Here is a 16680-nt window from a genome sequence, read left to right on the forward strand (position 1 = left end):
ATGCCGACCACATCAGAATAATGGAGACTACCATGCGTACACCACTACAACGCACCCTCATCAACCTCGCCGTCGCCAGCGCCTGCGGCATGCTCGGCGCCGCTCACGCCCAGCAGGCCGAACCGGCACAACAACCCGCTACGGACACACAAGCGGCCCCGGCCGACCAGACCGCCGGCACCACGCCCGCCGTCCCGGAAGCGAACGTCGTGCGCATTTCCGGCTCGCGCATCGCGGCCCGCGGCTTCACGCAGCCGACGCCGACGACGAGCCTGTCCAGCGCCGACCTCGAAAAGGCCGCCAAGCCGAACCTGTTCAACACGCTGGCCGAACTGCCGGCGCTGCAAGGCAGCACGGGCCGCACGACGAGCACCAACAGCACCTCGAGCGGCATCCAGGGTTTGAGCTCGCTGAGCCTGCGCGGCCTGGGCACCATCCGGACCCTGACCCTGCTCGACGGCCAGCGCGTCGTCGGCGCGAACGTCACCGGCGTCACGGACGTCAGCCAGTTCCCGCAACTGCTGGTGAAACGCGTGGACGTCGTCACGGGCGGTGCGTCGGCGTCGTACGGTTCCGATGCGGTGGGTGGCGTCGTCAACTTCATCACCGACAAAAAATTCACGGGTTTTAAAGCCAACGTCGAGGGCGGCCAGACGCGCTACCACGACGACAAGAGCGGCACGCTGCAGGCCGCCTGGGGCAAGGGCTTCATGGACGACCGCCTGCACGCGACCGTCAGCGGCGAGTTCAGCAAGGAAAACGGCATCGATTCGCCGGGCTTCGGCGAAGTGGGCGCGGGCGGCCGCACGTGGTACCGCAACACGGTGTTCCAGCGCCGTCCGCTGTCGCAGACCACCGACGGCAAGCCGGAATACATGGCCATCGACCATGCCCAGCAATACCAGTATTCGAAATACGGCCTGATCACGAACGGCCCGCTGCAGGGCACCGCGTTCGGCGACGGCGGCGTGCCGTACCAGTTCAACTACGGCTCGAACGGCGTGCCGACCGGCACCGGCCAGGTCACGAACTGCGTGAATCCATTCTGCGTGGGCGGCGACCTCTCGGGCAGCGTGGGCGCCGGTACGAACCTCGCGATGAATTTCAAGCGACAAGTCGCCTACACGCGCTTGTCTTGGGACCTCGACGCGGATAACGAGATCTATTTCACCGCGAACTATGCGCAGGTGAAATCGCACTTCTCGCCGAACCCGGGTGCGGCCAAGCAGGCCAACCTGACGATCCAGTGCGACAACCCGTTCCTGCCGGCGTCGATCGCGGCGGCCTGCGCGGCCAACAACATCAAGAGCTTCCAGTACGGCACGGCGAACGCGATCTTCCCGGAAAACATCAACGTCCACCCGACGCGCACGCAGCGCCGCTTCGTCGTCGGCGCGGACGGCACGTTCACGCTGTTCGGCAAGGACTGGTCGTACGACGCCTATGCGGAACACGGCGAGAACACGACGAACATCAACGTCCACGACATCACGCTGAACACGCGCTACAACAACGCGATCGACGCCGTGCGCGATGCCAGCGGCAAGATCGTCTGCCGCAACGCCGTCGCCGCCGCCAACGGTTGCGTGCCGCTGAACATCATCGGCAACAATCCGGTCGATCCGGCCGCGTGGGGCTATATCGCGCCGGGCGCCGGCCCGATCCAGCGCACGACGCAGAGCCAGGACGTGGCCAGCGCCAACTTCAACGGCGAGATCTGGGAAGGCTGGGCCGGTCCGCTGTCGATGGCGACGGGTGCCGAATGGCGCCGCGAGAAATACGACGTGCACGGCGACCCGTACGGCGCCGGCGTCTCCCCGGATTCGATCGGCGGTGCCGCCTACCCGCTCGATCCGACCCTCAACAGCACGGTCGGCAACAACTGGTATGCCGGTAACTATCACAACGGCGCGGGCTCGTACAACGTGCGCGAGGCGTACGTCGAGCTGAACCTGCCCGTGCTGAAGTCCGACACCTGGGGCGAGGCGAACCTGAACCTGGCCGACCGCCAGACCAAGTACAGCACCGCCGGCAGCGTCAGCAGCTGGAAGATCGGCGCCACGTGGAAGACGCCGATCGACGGCCTGCGCTTCCGCGCCGTCAGCTCGAAGGACGTGCGCGCACCGAACCTCTCCGAACTGTTCGCGGCACCGGTCGTCGTCAACAACCAGGTGCAGTACCAGGGCAACACGGTCAGCGTGCAGCAGCGCACCGTCGGCAACACGAACCTGCGTCCGGAAATCGCGCGCAACAACTCGTTCGGCATCGTACTGAGCCAGCCGAGCTGGGCGCCGGGCTTCTCGACGTCGCTCGACTACTACGACATCAAGGTCAACGACGTGATCTCGACCTTGTCGATCCAGCAGGAAGTCGACCTGTGCGTGGCCGGCAACCAGGAAATCTGCCAGGCGATGGTGCTGAACAGCCCGGGCAACAACTACGTCACGGTGCAGAATTTCAATCTCGCTTCGCTGCATCTGAAGGGCTTCGACATCGAGTCGGCGTACCGCACGAACCTCGATAAATTCAACCTGCCGGGCCGCTTCACCGTCCGTGCGCTGGCCACCCGCACGCTGCACTTCATCACGGATTCGGGCGTCGTCGGCACGATTCCGTCGGAAGGGGCTGGCGTCAACCTGGGCAACACGCCGAAGTGGAAGCTGCTCGCCACGCAGTCGTGGGATAACGACAAGTTGAGCCTGACCCTCACCGAGCGCTGGTTCAGCGACGGCAAGTACAGCAACGAGTACATCGAGTGCCAGACGAACTGCCCGGTGTCGACCTTGATCCACCCGACCATCTACGACAACAAGATGAAGGGCGCGACCTACGTCGACTTCGGCGGCAGCTACAACGTGTCGAAGCAGCTGATGGTCTACTTCAAGATCGACAACCTGGCGGACCGCGATCCGGAACCGGCACCGCAGGCCAACCCGAGCTTCGCGATCAACCCCGCCCTGTACGACGTCGTGGGACGCACCTACCGCGCCGGCCTGCGCTACAACTTCTAAACGGAGGCCGGCCGTGTGGAACCTGCTGTCCGTACTGCTGGCGGTCGGGCTGCTGACGGTGATGATCGCGTGGGGCAAGATTCAGCCGCTCCTCGCGTTCGTCGTCGCAGCCATCGTCGCCGCCTTGATGCTCGGGATGCCTGCCGCGAAGATCCCGGGCGCCATCGAAAAGGGGATCGGTGACCTGCTCGGGTCCCTGGTCGTCGTGATCTGCCTGGGCGCCGTGTTCGGCAAGCTGATCGCCGACAGCGGCGCGGCCCGGCGCATCGCCATCAGCCTCGTCGACCGGCTCGGCATGGCGCGGATCCCGGTGGCGATGACCGTCACCGGCTTCGTCGTCGGCATGCCGCTGTACTACAACGTCGGCTTCGTGCTGATGATCCCGCTGATCTTCTCGCTCGTGTACCAGTCCGGCCGTCCGGCCGTGGCGCTCGGCATGCCGCTGCTGGCGGGCCTGTCGATCGCGCACGGCTTCCTGCCGCCGCATCCGTCCGCGACGGCGCTCGTCGTCGCCGTGCACGCGGACATGGGCAAGACGCTGCTGTATGGCCTCGTCGTCGCGATCCCCACGCTGATCATCGCCGGGCCGATCTTCGCCATGTCGCTGAAGCACATCCGCGGCGAGCCCGCGCCGATGTTCCGCACCGCGCAGCAGGAGATCCCCGACAGCGAGCTGCCGGGCACCTTCAACAGCTTCTTCACCGCATTGCTGCCCGTCGTGGTGCTGGGGGCACTCACGCTCGTCACGATCGTCCGTCCCGACCTGTCCAAGCCGCTCGCATTTCTATCCAGTCCGCTCATCGTGATGCTGTTGTCGTACTTTGTCGCGGTCGTCACGCTGGGTATCGGCCGCGGCCAGCCGTTTTCGAAAGTGACAAACAGCGCCGCGGGCGCGCTGCGCGAGATCTCGCCGATCTTGATGATCATCGCCGGCGCCGGTGGGTTGAAACAGGTGCTGATCGATTCCGGCGTCAGCGCGGAACTGGGCACGCAGCTCGCGCACATGCCCGTGCATCCGCTGCTGCTCGGCTGGGCCGTGGCGACGCTGATCCGCGTGTGCCTGGGCTCCGCCACGGTGGCCGGCATCACGGCGGCCGGCGTCGTCGGGCCGCTCGTGGAAAGCTCCGGCGTGGACCCGAACCTGATGGTCCTCGCCGTCGGCGCAGGGAGCCTGATGTTCAGTCACGTGAACGATTCGGGCTTCTGGATGTTCAAGGAATACTTCGGCCTGTCGCTGAAGGATACGTTCCGCTCGTGGACGATGATGGAGACCCTCGTCGGCGTGTTCGGACTGCTGTTCGTGATGTTGTTGTCGCTGTTCGTCACTCAAGGATAACTATAAATGAAGACTACGCTTTCAACGCTTTTACGTCCGCTTCCGGCGGCGCTGGTGCTCGCGTTCGTGCTAGCAGCACCAGCATCCGCCGCTTCCGTGTCGGCTTTCCAGACCATGCCCGAGGACCCGCGCGCCGTCGTCGTGCATGCCAAGGGTGACGGCAAGACGGACGACACGGCCGCCATCCAGCAGGCCATCGACGCCGCCGCCAACAAGGGCGAAGGCGGCGTCGTGTTCCTGCCGTCGGGCCGCTACCGCATCACGAAGAGCATCCTGATCCCGCTCGCCGTGCGCGTGTACGGCGTGGGCGCGACGCGTCCCGTGTTCGTGCTGGCGCCGCAGACGCCGGGCTTCCAGCAGGGCGTCGCCAACATGGTGATCTTCACCGGCGGCGACCAGTACACGGTGGGCAAGGTGCCGATGCCCGTCGCCGGCGCCGTCGGCGCGGACAAGGACGTGCGCGACGCGAACTCCGCCACCTTCTACTCCGTGCTGTCGAACGTCGACTTCGAGATCGGCGACGGCAACCCGGCCGCCACCGGCGTGCGCATGCACACGGCGCAGCACTCGAACCTGTCGCACATCGATTTCCATATCGGCAGCGGCCTGGCCGGCGTCTACCACGTCGGCAACATCGCGTACGACCTGAAATTCCACGGGGGCCGCTACGGCATCCTCGCGGAGAAGACGTCGCCGGCGTGGCAGTTCACGCTCGTCGACGCGACGTTCGACGGCCAGCGCGACGCCGCCATCCGCGAACACGAAGCCGGGCTCACGCTGGACAACGTCGACATCCGCGACACCCCGGTCGGCATCGACATCGACCGCGGCTACGGCGACTGGCTGTATGCGAAGAACGTCCGCTTCGAGAACGTGGCGAAGGCCGCCGTCGTCATCAGCAACGAGGACAACGTCTACACGCAGATCGCGTTCGACCATGCTTCCGCTCGCAATGTCCCGACATTCGCGCAATTCCGCGACAGCGGCAAGACCCTCGCGGGCGCGGGCCGCGCGTACGAGGTCACGGAACTCAACTACGGCATGAAGCTCGATCAATTGGGCACGCCGGGCCGCTTCACGACCAACTACAAGACGGCGCCTTTGCCTGCCAAGGCCACGCCGCAGCGTGTGCTGAAAGCGCTGCCGCCGTCGAAAGAATGGGCCAACGTGCACAAGTTCGGCGCGAAGGGCGACGGCCGCGCGGACGACACGGCCGCGATCCAGAAAGCGATCGACACCAACCGCGTCGTGTACCTGCCGCAGGGCTTCTACATGGTCAACGACACGATCCGCATGAAGCCGGACACCGTGATCGTCGGCCTGCACCCGGGCCTGACGCAGCTCGTGCTGCCGAACGGCTCGCCGCTGTTCCAGGGCGTCGACACGCCGAAGGCGCTGCTGGAAAGCGCGCGCGGCGGCGCCGGCATCGTGTCCGGCATCGGCCTCGCGACCGGTGAGGTCAACAACCGCGCCGTCGCGCTGCTGTGGCGCGCGGGCGAGCAATCGCTGGTCGACGACGTGCGCATCCAGGGCGGCCACGGCACGCGCCTGTACGACGGCACGCGCGCCGATCCGTACAAGAAGACGGAGCGGTGGGATACGACCGCCTGGTGGGACCGCCAGTATCCGAGCGTCTGGGTGACGGACGGCGGCGGCGGCACGTTCACCGGCATCTGGTCGCCGAGCGGCTATGCGCAGGCGGGCTTCTACGTGACGAACACGAAGACGCCGGGCCGCGTGTACGAACTCTCGGCCGAGCACCACATCCGCAACGAGATCGTGCTGGACGGCGTGGAGAACTGGTCGTTCTATGCGCCGCAGACCGAAGAAGAAGTCCGCGACGGCATGGATTCCGTGTCGCTCGATATCCGGAATTCGAAAAACATCCTGATCGCGAACTACCACGGCTACCGCGTCACCCGCTCCATCAAGCCGGCGGTGACGGCTGTGCGCATCGCGAATTCCAGCGACATCCGCTTTCGCAACGTGCACGTGAACGGCGAGAGCGGCTTCGCCACCTGCGACGAAAACGGCTGCACGACGTACGCGCGCGCGTCGAAGTACCCGTACGAGAACGCCATCACCGACATCACGCACAACATCCAGGTGCGCGAGCGCGAATTCGCGATCCTCGACTACACGGGCAAGCAGACGGCCGCGCCGGCACCGCTGGGCAAGGTCGAGAAGGTCGCGGACGGCTTCTACTCCATCGCAGGCGCCGCCGTGGACTCCCACGGCAAGCTGTACTTCATCGACCGCCACTTCAAGCGCGTCCACGCATGGAGCCATGACCGCGGCCTGGAGATCGTGCGCGACACGCCGCTCGACCCGATCAACCTCGCCATCGACCGCAGCGGCAACGTGATGGTCGTGTCGCACTACGGCCCGAGCGCGAGCGTGTATGCGTTCAAGCCGGACGTGCCGCCGACGCCGGAAGGCTACACGATGATCAAGCCGACGGCTGCCGCGGCGCGTGCGGATGCGCGTGTGGCCATTCCCGTCAACTTCTGGCAGAACGGCGAGTTCCAGGACCAGATCGATCCGAAGACCTACGAGTTCACCACCTTGAGCGAGATGTTCGCGCGCGACGTGGCGAAGCCGAAGGCGCAGGAATACGTGTCGCCGGACGGCAGCCTCGTGCTCCCGGCATGGCGCGTGACGCGCCAGGGCGCGACGAACCACCTGGGCTACCGCTGGTCCGACACGCTCGACACGCACGGCTTTACCAGCGCCCGCGTGGGCGAGCGGGTGATCTTCACGAACGGTTCCGAGAACCGCACGTTCAGTGGCCTCGTGGGCCAGGGCGGCGCCATCACGGACCTGAAGCAGGTGGCCGACCGCGGCGGCGAGAGCGCGACCCTGGGCCCGGACGGCAACGTCTACGTCGCCAACGGCCAGGTGTTCATCTATGGCCCGGACGGCAAGGAACGCGGCCGCATCGACGTGCCGGAACGGCCGCTGCAGCTGATCTTCGGCGGTGCGGACAAGCGCACGTTGTTCATCCTGACGCACCACAGCCTGTACACAAGCCATGTCGACTAAGCGCATCGTTGTCTCCGCCCTGCTGGCGCTGGGCTGCGCCGGCAGCGCCCTCGCCCAGCAGGCCGTGCAACTGTGGCCCGACGGCGCGCCCGGTTCCGAGAAGCGCCACGGCGAGCCCGAGAAGCTGACGGACGGCGCGTACGTCAGCAACGTGCACGACCCGTCGCTGACGGTGCTGCGCGCCGACCCGCGCCATGCGAACGGCGCGGCGATCGTCGTCGTGCCGGGCGGCGGGCATCGCATGCTCGTGTTCCAGAACGAGGGTGTCGTGGCGGGCAAGCTGCTGAACCGCATGGGCGTGACGGCCTTCGTCTTGAAATACCGGCTGGCGCGCGATCCGGATTCCGCCGGCTACAGCATCGAAGGCGATGGCGCGGCGGACCTGCGGCGCGCCGTGCGCTGGGTGCGCGCGCATGCGGGCGAGTACGGCATCGACCCGCAGCGCGTGGGCATCATGGGCTTCTCGGCGGGCGGCGAACTCGTGTCGCTCGTCGCCGACAATCCGGAGCCCGCGCCACGCGGAAAAGCCGATGCGCTGGACCGCCAGAGCGCGCGCCCGGACTTCCAGGTGCTCGTGTATCCCGGACCGCTGGGCTCTCCCGCGAAAGCCGTGGACGGCGCGCCTCCCGCGTTCCTCGTCGCCGGCTCGCGCGACACGTGCTGCATGCCGCCCACCATCACCCTGTACCAGCAGCTCGTGAAGGCCGGCGTGTCGGCCGAGCTGCACCTGTACGCGGACACGGACCACGCCTTCAACGTGGGCCAGCGCGGCGAACGCATCTCGCTGCAGCACTGGCCGGATCGCCTCGCGGACTGGCTGTCCGACGGCGGCTGGCTCGTGTCGCGCAATGGGCGCAAGCCGGAAGGCGTGCCTGCACCTTGAAAGGATCATCATGAAACGCATCGTATCGACGTTGGCGGTGGCCGCTGCCGTGGCCACGCCGGCGGCCTGGGCGGCGGACGTGCAGTACAAGCTGCTCGTGTTGGCCATCCCCAACAAGTACCACTACGAATACATCCCGATCGCGCGCGAGAGCCTGGAAAAGCTGGCGAAGCTGCACGCGTTCGACTTCACGTACACGAACAAGCCCGAGGTGTTCGACGGCGACCTGAAACAGTACGCGGCCGTCGTCTTCCTCAACACGCCTGGCGAGGAACTGAATCCGGCGCAGCGCGCGAAGTTCGAGGCCTACATGCGTGACGGCGGGAATGCCGTCGTCGTGCACCGCGCCGCGATCACGCCGCCGAACGGGTGGGTGTGGTACGAGAAGCTCGTCGGCCGCTCGTTCAAGACGCACCCGATGCTGCAGACGGGCGCCGTCGACGTCGTGGATAAAACGTTCCCCGCGACGTTCGGCATCCCGCCGCGCTGGATGTGGAGCGACGAGTGGTACGAGACGACGAACCCGTACAAGGTCGCCATCCACCCCGTGCTGAACATCGATGAATCCAGCTACGACGTCACGAAGATCTGGCCCGGCCAGGTGTCGACGGGCATGGGCAAGGATCACCCGGTGTCGTGGTACCACACGGTCGAAAAAGGCCGCGTGTTCGTCACGCTGCTGGGCCACAACGGCGACATGTACCGCGACCCGCAATATCTCGCGCACCTGATGGGCGGGATCTGGTGGGCGGCGACGGGCCGCGGCCAGCAGCGCTGAAAATTCGGGGTCAAAAAATTCGGGGTCAGAGCACATTTTCGACCAAATTCGGGGTCAGAGCACATTCCGGGTCAATGTCCGGGTGAACAGTGCTCCTCCTAGATTGGCGCAATCGGGACGCCATTCACGCCGAGCCACACGCCGGAGCTGGCTGTAGCTCCGAAAGATCTTTCTTTGAAGATCGTGTCTCAAAAAGTGCTCTGACCCCGAATTTATCTGGTGGGCTGTTTCAGGGCCAGCGGCGTCAGGTTGCACTGTAGAAGGACAGCCAGTCTTCCAGCCGGCTGCGCCAGAACTGGGCGTCGTGGCCGCCGCTGCCCACGTGCAGTTCGCTGGCGGCGCCCAGCACCGCCTGCATCGCCTCGTCCTGCTTGCGCAGCGGGTCGCGGTCGCCGACGTCGAGGTAGAACCGCAGGCCGCGCAGGTCAGTGTGCTGCGCCAGCAGCAGCGGATCGCGTTGCGCGCGCAGGGCCGGCGTCGGGTACAGCCAGTCGCGCTGGCCGGTGAACTGGTCCGCGCCGCTGTAGTCCCATAACGCGGCGCTGTGCGCGCCCACGCGTGAAAACATCTCCGGGTGGCGCAATGCGAGATGCAGCGCGGCGAATCCGCCCATCGACACGCCGCCGATGCGGCGGTCGGCCCGCGTGGCCACCACGCCGAGCCGCGATTCGACGGCCGGCAGCATCTCCGTCATCAGATAATCCTCGTACAGGCCGATCGTGCCGCCGGCACTCGATGTGCCCTGGGCCGGCGTCGTGTTCACGCCGAAGCCGTTGTCGTAGTCGGGCGCGGCGATGACGAGCGGTGTGCCCAGCCGGTCGGCCGCGCGGTTGATGGCCAGGCCGGCGTCGAAGAACGCTGCGCCGTTGCCGCCGAAGCCGTGGAACAGGTAGAGGATGGGATGGCGCGCGCCGCCCGGCGGCAGGTAGAGCGCGACGTTCATCGTGCGCCCGAGCGCGCGGCTCGCGACGGCGAGGGTGTCGACGGTGCCCGCCGGTGCGGCAGGGACCGGCGCGACGGTCTGCTGAACCGAAGCGTTGCCGCCTCCGCAACCGGCCAGGCAGGCAGCCGTGGCAAGCAAAAAACACCGACGTTCCATCCATGGCCTCCCATGAGCACCGGCTCATTCTAGCCATGAATGGAACGGGCTTTCTTCAGGCAGTCTTCAATAATTGAAGCCCGCGCGGATGCCGAACATGCGCGGCTCGACGTAGGTGGCTTTCATGAAGCCGCCCCACAGCGAATCGCTGCTCGTCTTGGCGCGCTTGTCCGTCACGTTGCGCACGTACGCTTCCGCATACCAGTTGCCGTCGGGTGCGTCCAGGCGTGCCGACGCATCCGCCAGCGCATACGCGGCCTGGTAGCGGCCGATGCCGGCCCAGTCCGAGTTGCGCAGGTCGAAATAGGCCTTGTCGCGCCAGTTCACCTTCACGTACGGCGTGAGGCGGTAGCCGCCCGGCAGCTCGAACTCCTGCGAGAAGTTCAGGTAAACCTGGTACTTCGGCGTGTTCGGCAGGTGGTTGCCGTCGATGTCGTACAGGCGGCGGCCCAGCAAGGACTTGTCCGGGCCGTTGTAGATGGCCGGGCAAGGCTGGACGCCGAATTCCGCGCGCACGTCGCCGCACTGGTAATCGTCGCTGTAGTTGTAGAAGCCGTGTACCTTGGTGTCGATGAAGGCGAAGCCGCCGCCCACGCGCGCGCCGCGCCACGGCTTGTAGTCCCATTCCAGTTCCAGGCCCGGGATGCGGGTGTCGCCCACGTTGATCGTGCGCCAGGATTCGTACACGTCGCACTTGGGCTGGTCGGCCGGGCAAGGCAGGCCGTTGTCCGGGATGATCTGGTTGACGAAGTAGTTCCCCGTCAGCTGCATGTCCTTGTAGCGCATGTAGAAGGCGGTGGCCGAGAGGCTCAGGCGGTTGTCCAGGAAGCGGCCCTTCCAGCCCAGCTCATAGTTGGTGACGGTCTCCGGGCCGTACGGCAGGAAGGTCGCCTCGCCCGGCTTGCCGGTCGCGGCGCACAGGTGGTAGTTGCAGCTGTCGACCTTGTCCGCGAAACCGCCCGCCTTGTAGCCCGTCGACACGGACGCGTACATCATCTGGCGCGGCGTGATCTGGAATTGCAGGCCCGCGCGCCACGTCACCTTGCCCCAGGTTTCCTTGTGATCGTTGTTGGTCGCGTTGGCGTAGCCGGCATAGGCGATCGGACCGCCGCCGGCCCAGCCCATCTGCTGCGTCAGGTCGGTGCCGTCGTGGATCGTGAAGCCCGGCGTGCCCGGGATGCCGCGGTCGTACAGGCCGCGGTAATAGGCCGGGTTGCCGATCCAGTTGGCGCCGTACACCTTGCCGCCCTTGTCTTCCTTCGAATCGCGGCTGTAGCGCGCACCCAGCGTGGCCGTCCACTTCGGCGCGAAGCTCCAGTCGGCCTGGCCGAAGATGGCCTTCGAATCGATCTGGCGGTTCGGCTGCGCGTACACCACGCTGCCCGGGTCGCCGAACGGCTTCTGGATCGCTTCCGTCATCTCGTAGTCGATGCGGTTACGCTCGTGCATCCAGAACAGGCCGGACACGTATTTCAAGGAACCCAGCTGCTGCTTGAGCTGCAGTTCGTGCACGGTCGACAGGTAGCGCGAATCCGCGGTGCGGTGCCACGTGTCGCGCAGCGGCCAGGTGCCCCAGTTGCCGTCCTTCGTATTTGGGAACGGGGCGATGTCGGCCCACGACGGCGCGTTCTGCAGGCCCAGGTCGTCGTCCGAGATCTGGCTGCGGCGCTGGTCGGCGACGGCGAAGTTGTAGCTCACCGACGTGCGGTCGTTGACGTTCCAGTCCGCGCCCGCGCGCACCGTGCGGATCTTCATGTCGGTCTGGCCCGGCACGTTGACGTTGATGTAGAACTCGTCGTTGGTGCAGGCATAGCGCGTGCCCACGCCGGCGCCGCAGTCGCGGAAGAACGCATAGCCCGCGCCCGAATCCTGGAAGTGCTCGTAAGCGGCGTGCAGGGTGAGGTCCTTGTTGACGCGCAGCAGGGCCTGCAGGCGCGCGGCCCACTCGTTCTGGTTGGTGTAGTAGTCGGACGGGCGGACCTGGCGGTTGTAGCGCATGTCGACGTCCGGCACGCCATTCGGGATCCAGCCTTTCGACGGCACGTTCGCTTCCGACAGGTCCTGGTGCTGGTCGGCGTAGCCGTCGCGGCGCACGCGCATGAAGGAGCCGCGCAGCGCCAGCTTGTCGTTGACGACGACGTTCTGCACCCAGTTGACCTGCTTCTTGTTGTAGTTGCCCAGGTCCGTCTCCACGCGGCCGTAGTTGCCGTTGAAGTCGGGCTTCGCGGTGATGACGTTGACGCTGCCGCCCGTCGAGTTGCGGCCGAACAGCGTGCCCTGCGGACCGCGCAGCACTTCGAGCTGGTCGATGTCGAACATCAGCGCCTGCGCGCCCTGCGGCCGCGGCGAGTACAGGCCGTCGACATGGAAGCCCACGGCCGGGTCGCCCGTCTCGGTGAAGTTGGTCGACGTGATGCCGCGGATCGTGATCTGCACGCCGTTGTCCAGGCCCGAGTCGATGGTGACGTTGGGGATGTCGTTGGCGAGGTCGCGGATGTTGGTGGCGCCCTTGCGGGTCAGCTGGTCCTGCGAGAACGCCGTCACGGCGACCGGCGTCTTGAGCAGCGAGGTGCTGAAGCGGGTGGCGGTCACCGTCACTTCGGGAATCGTGTCGGCGGACTGCGCAGGCTTGGCGTCGGTCTGCGCCCAGCCGGGCATGGCGGCGAAGGTGCAGGCACTGGCGACGGCCACGCTCATGGCCGTCCGTTTGATTGGATGCAGCATCATATCTCCTTGGTTTTTTGAATTCTGCGTGCCGGCGAACCGGTCACGTATCGACGAGTATTTCAATCGGAATTCGTAAAATCAAAGAATTTCGCCGGACACCTTTCAGTTTCTTCGTCTTTACTAAACAATCAGCTTGTCGCGCAGGTTCAAGGCTGCGCGGCGTCCACCGCGACCGCCTGTTCCGGGCCGTTCCAGGCGCGTACGGCGACCTTCAGCGCGCCGGTCGCACCGGTAAACTCGGCGCTGACGGTCCGGCTCTCGCCCGGCATCAGCGCCACGTAGTTGTCCGACCAGTACACGGGCAGCACGCGCGCGCCGGCCGCGTCGAGCAGGGTCAGTTTCGTGTTCAGCACGGGCACCCTGGACGGATTGGTCAACGTGACGTCCACCTTGCGCGCCGTACCTTCCGTACGGGCGGATGCGCGCACGGTCACGGGCACGCCGGCGAGCGTATCGAGGCCGCGCTGGCGCTCCGGGCTCGTCGACGGCCAGTACACGTTGTCCGACAGCGTGCGGCCCGCGCCGTCGGTCAAGGTCAGCTTGACGACCAGCAGGCCTTCGCGCGCCAGCAGCGGCGCGATGCCGAGATCGATCGGCCCCGACGTGGCGACGCCGGGCACGCTGACGGTGGCGGCGCCGCGGCCCGCCAGGCGGCCGTCGACGGTCCAGGCCTCGAACGCGACGCGCGCCTTGTCCAGCGGCGTGGTCGGGTTGTTGATGACGTCGACCGCGTGATCGGGCAGGTTCATTTGTACGTGCACGGGTTCGGACGCGTGTTTCGTGCCGTAGTAGGCGGCGTGCGTGTCGTAGTCGTGGCTGAGGATCTGCCACATCGTGCTCGGCCAGGCCGGCTGCGTCATCCACAGCATGCGGCCGCTGTTCTCGCGCCACAGTCCCGCGTTCATGCCTTCGAAGATCGCGCGGTGCGATTCGTAGTTCATCAGCTGCGCCTTGCGCTCGAAGTCCGCCAGCGACGCCGGCGCGCCGTACTGCCGCTCGAGCGCCTTCATGAACGGTTCCACGCGGCCGTTGCCGCTGGGGTGCCAGTCGTGGTACGCGGCGGTGTCGCCCAGCGGCCAGCGCTCGGACGCCGGCACCGCGGCTTCGAACGCTTCACGCGTGGGGAACGACGGCGTGCCCACCTCGACGGCGAAGCCCTTGCCGTGCGTCGTGAAATACGTTTCCGGCGGCTGGTAGTCGTACGGGCCGCTGTTCTGCAGGTTCACGCGGTTCGAACTGCCCGTGTACCAGCGCGTACCGTCTTCCGCATAGATCAGCGCTTCCAGCTTCTCGTTCAGCGCCGGCTGCGGGACGCCCTCGTTGCGGCCGAACCAGGCGACGATCGAGGGGTGGTTGCGGAAACGGCGCACGACGTCGACGGCATTCGCCATGAACAGGTCGACATCCTGCGGCTCGATGTTGTAGTCCTGCGTCGAGGCCCAGAAGTCGTTTAGCACCATGAGGCCGTATTCGTCGGCGAGCTCGAAGAACGTCTCTTCCGTGTTCTGGCCGACCCAGTTGCGGATGATGTTCACGTGGGCGTCGCGGTGCAGGCGGAAATAGGGTTCCAGGCGCGCGCGGTCGACGCGCTTCATGAAGTCGTCCATGCCCCAGTTGCCGCCGCGCGCCGCGATGCGCACGCCATTGACCTTGATGACGAGGTGCGGCGCCAGGCTGCCGGCATCGGCCAGTTCGCGGATCGCGGCCGTGCCCTCCGCTTCCGCACGCAGGCCGGTGGCCCACTGGTTGCCCGCGACCTTGCGCAGCGCCTCGTGGCGGGCGTCGGTGATACGCACGCCGAGCGCGTGCGCCCTGGTGAAATCGGCCTCCACGCGGCGCAGGTGGCCTGTGCGGTCGACCAGCGACAGTTCGTAGGTCACGCTGCGGATGCCGAACGCGGTGCGCGCATGGTCGGACAGCGCCGCGCCCTGCAGCACGTCGACGTCGAGGTCGTGCAGCTCCGGCTTGCCGTAGCCGTTCGGCCACCACAGGCGCGGCTGCTTCACCTTCAGCGCGGCGAAGTCGTTCGATGCGAAGCGCACGGTATGCGTGCCGGGTGCCACGTCCAGCGTGCGGCTCACGACGATAGCCCGCATCGACCCCGCCCGGTCGCGGATGGTGGCGCGCACGGTCGCGCGCACGGTCTTGTTCGACAGGTTCGTCACCGGGACCTCGATGCCGACGTCGGCCTCATGATGGTCGTCCGCGAGCGCCGTGATCACGTGCGCATCGCCCACGCGCACGTCGCCGGTGCTGCGCAGGACGACGTCCTGCCACAGGCCCGTGTTGCGGTCGCGGACGGACGGGATCCAGTCCCAGCCCTCGGTGGCGATGAAGGTCGGGCCGTCCTGCGCCTGCACGCCGCCGTTCTCGCCGACGCCGGCCGCGACGGATTCCTCGTGCGCGATGCCGGGATGCGGCGGCGGCGACACCTTGACGGCGATGACGTTCTCGCCTGTCGGGTTCAGGTACGGCCCCAGGTCGACGCTGCCGCGCATGAAGGCGCCGCGCGTCGTGCCGGCACGGCGGCCGTTGACCCAGATCTCGGACGCGTAATTGATGCCCTTGAACGTGACGAACAGATGGCGGCCGGGGCGATGGCCGCGCGGCAGCGTGAAGCTCGTGCGGTACCACCAATCCTGGCGGCTGAGGCTTTCCGGGATCGCGAGGTTGTCGAGACCATACGCCGGGCTCGGATAGACGCCGCGGTCGACGAGCGTGGTGAGCACGGTCCCCGGCACCGTGGCCTTGTACCAGCGCGACGCGTCATAGCCGCCGCTGGCGATCTGCTGCGCGGATCCCGGTGCCTGGTCCGCCGATTGCAGCGTCCACGCACGGATCGTCCATTCGTTCGCGCCCCGCGGTTCCAGCGCCGGCCCCGCATAGGCCGGCACGGCGACGGGCTGCGACGGCGGCGTCGCGCTGTGCGGCAGCGTCCATGCGTCCTGCGGCGCGAGCTGGCCGGCCATCTGGCGGGTCTGCAGCGGCCAGTGCGGGCTGCCGTTCTCGAACACGATCATGCCTTCGTTTGGCGGCGTCGCCGCGGGCCGTGCGACGGCCTGTGCGTCGTCGCCCAGCGTCAGCCCCGCCACGCGGCCCGCGAACGCGGCATCGGTCCCCGTGCGGGGTGCGATCGCGATCTGGGCGGCGGCGGCTGCACCGCCTTGCACCTCCTGCCGCGCCACTTCCCTGCCGTTCGCGTACAGGACGACGTGGCGGCCGTCCCGGCTGGCCGCCACATGGGTCCAGGCGCCCGCGGGCAGCGGTACGCCGCTGCGCACCGGCGCACCCGCGCCGCAGAACGCCAGCGTGCCGTCCACGCTGCACAGGTAGCCGATGCCGTCCGCGCCGGCCAGCAGCGCGGTGCCGCGCGCGACTTCCGACGGCTTGAACCAGCCGCCGATGGCGACGCGCTGCGCCGTCAGCGTCACGCCGGCGGGTGCCTTCTTGACCAGGCCATCGGCGGCGGCCGGGAATTCGGCGTTGAACGGTCCCCATGTGGCCGCGTGGGCGGCGGATGCCGCCAGCAACACGGCGGCGAGCAAGGCGTTCAAAAGGCGGGGCGGGCGTGCGGCGGGCGTGGGCAGGCCCGAACTGGCGTGGCGCATGATGGTCTCCGGGGTAGGCATGAAGTACCGGCGCGGACGGCCGGCATCGTTATGCGGCGGATTCTGCATCCGCCCGGAAGGAGGGTCAAACGCCGGAAAGGCTTTGCGACGCTGTTTAGCGGTGATTACTAAACTGGCCGCGCTTGATGGTCAAACGATGCTGCCCGCCGCGCGGGCAGCGGCGCGCGGCGTTTTA

8 protein-coding genes are annotated in these 16680 nt (G+C 67.1%); 5 read left to right on the forward strand and 3 right to left on the reverse strand.

All coding sequences use genetic code 11. The annotated features are described in order from the left end of the window. Nucleotides 1–32 precede the first annotated feature (32 nt). From QPK29_RS18415 to QPK29_RS18435, 5 genes are read left to right on the forward strand one after another with little or no spacing between them, the layout of a single operon-like run. Nucleotides 33–3011, forward strand: a complete 2979-nt coding sequence (locus QPK29_RS18415) for a TonB-dependent receptor domain-containing protein (protein ID WP_371770668.1) — start codon at nt 33–35, stop codon at nt 3009–3011. Between the two features lie 13 nt (nt 3012–3024). Next, nucleotides 3025–4347, forward strand: a complete 1323-nt coding sequence (locus tag QPK29_RS18420; RefSeq protein ID WP_371770669.1) for a gluconate:H+ symporter — start codon at nt 3025–3027, stop codon at nt 4345–4347. A 6-nt stretch (nt 4348–4353) separates the two neighbouring features. Then, a complete protein-coding gene (locus tag QPK29_RS18425) occupies nt 4354–7389 on the forward strand; it encodes a glycosyl hydrolase family 28-related protein (protein ID WP_371770670.1) in 3036 nt (1011 codons plus the stop codon). After that, nucleotides 7379–8272, forward strand: a complete 894-nt coding sequence (locus tag QPK29_RS18430; RefSeq protein ID WP_371770671.1) for an alpha/beta hydrolase — start codon at nt 7379–7381, stop codon at nt 8270–8272. The genes QPK29_RS18425 and QPK29_RS18430 overlap by 11 nt, the downstream gene beginning before the upstream one ends. Nucleotides 8273–8282: 10 nt before the next feature. Further along, on the forward strand, nt 8283–9050 hold the full coding sequence (locus QPK29_RS18435) for a ThuA domain-containing protein (protein WP_371770672.1): 768 nt from the start codon (nt 8283–8285) through the stop codon (nt 9048–9050). A 244-nt stretch (nt 9051–9294) separates the two neighbouring features. Here the strand turns inward: QPK29_RS18435 and QPK29_RS18440 are convergent, their stop codons facing one another. The 3 genes from QPK29_RS18440 to QPK29_RS18450 form a co-directional block, all read right to left on the reverse strand. Further along, nucleotides 9295–10149: an alpha/beta hydrolase gene (locus QPK29_RS18440; protein ID WP_371770673.1), complete on the reverse strand. Its 855-nt coding sequence runs from the start codon at nt 10147–10149 to the stop codon at nt 9295–9297. A gap of 66 nt (nt 10150–10215) precedes the next feature. Continuing rightward, nucleotides 10216–12873 carry a TonB-dependent receptor gene (locus tag QPK29_RS18445; protein WP_371770674.1) on the reverse strand — a complete coding sequence of 886 codons (2658 nt, stop codon included), beginning with the start codon at nt 12871–12873 and terminating at the stop codon, nt 10216–10218. Nucleotides 12874–13022: 149 nt separating this feature from the next. Further along, nucleotides 13023–16505, reverse strand: a complete 3483-nt coding sequence (locus tag QPK29_RS18450; protein WP_400189798.1) for a glycosyl hydrolase 2 galactose-binding domain-containing protein — start codon at nt 16503–16505, stop codon at nt 13023–13025. Nucleotides 16506–16680: the final 175 nt, after the last annotated feature.

The sequence above is a fragment of the Massilia orientalis genome (genome assembly GCF_030411975.2).
GTDB classification, from domain to species: domain Bacteria; phylum Pseudomonadota; class Gammaproteobacteria; order Burkholderiales; family Burkholderiaceae_D; genus Telluria; species Telluria orientalis.

Bases quoted from the DNA above. Each gene is read 5' to 3' on its own strand.
- QPK29_RS18440 (WP_371770673.1), bottom strand. From the start codon at position 10,149: ATGGAACGTCGGTGTTTTTTGCTTGCCACGGCTGCCTGCCTGGCCGGT.
- QPK29_RS18425 (WP_371770670.1), top strand. From the start codon at position 4,354: ATGAAGACTACGCTTTCAACGCTTTTACGTCCGCTTCCGGCGGCGCTG.
- QPK29_RS18430 (WP_371770671.1), top strand. From the start codon at position 7,379: ATGTCGACTAAGCGCATCGTTGTCTCCGCCCTGCTGGCGCTGGGCTGC.
- QPK29_RS18450 (WP_400189798.1), bottom strand. From the start codon at position 16,505: ATGCCTACCCCGGAGACCATCATGCGCCACGCCAGTTCGGGCCTGCCC.
- QPK29_RS18435 (WP_371770672.1), top strand. From the start codon at position 8,283: ATGAAACGCATCGTATCGACGTTGGCGGTGGCCGCTGCCGTGGCCACG.
- QPK29_RS18415 (WP_371770668.1), top strand. From the start codon at position 33: ATGCGTACACCACTACAACGCACCCTCATCAACCTCGCCGTCGCCAGC.
- QPK29_RS18445 (WP_371770674.1), bottom strand. From the start codon at position 12,873: ATGCTGCATCCAATCAAACGGACGGCCATGAGCGTGGCCGTCGCCAGT.